General features: G+C 56.0%; 1 protein-coding gene. It reads right to left on the bottom strand.

All coding sequences use genetic code 11. The features are described 5' to 3' along the window. The coding region (locus AAC147_RS20120) for a phage portal protein (protein WP_047686611.1) at positions 1-398 on the bottom strand (398 nt) is incomplete at both ends.

Raw genomic sequence — 398 nt, 5'->3', positions numbered from 1 at the left:
GTGAAGATACGGACATGCCAAAGGTCATCCTGTGTCAGCGTCCGGCTTTCTCCGTTCGGGAACGTCACCTGATAGTCCGGCTGCCAGTCACTGTTCAGTTTGGCGACCACGCAGCCCGGATCCAGCGGCAGCAATTCCACCACCTCACCGAGGGCCCTGACCTTATAGGCATAGAAATTACCCCGCAGGCACAGGCAGGCAATCAGCAGCTCCCAAAATTCCTGCGGCGTCATATAATTGTTCGGCTTCACTGACAGCAACTTATGCAACCGTTCTTTGACGGCACGCTGGTTACCCAGCTCCAGTTGTTCATACAGCGAACAGGGCAGCATACCGACCGATTCCGCCAGCACCCGCACACAACTGAACACTGCGGTTAACTGCATCGCTAACTGCGG

Origin of the sequence: Xenorhabdus sp. NBAII XenSa04 (assembly GCF_963866145.1) — a bacterium.
GTDB classification, from domain to species: Bacteria; Pseudomonadota; Gammaproteobacteria; order Enterobacterales; family Enterobacteriaceae; genus Xenorhabdus; species Xenorhabdus indica.
This window is presented reverse-complemented; position numbering and strand designations above follow the sequence as displayed.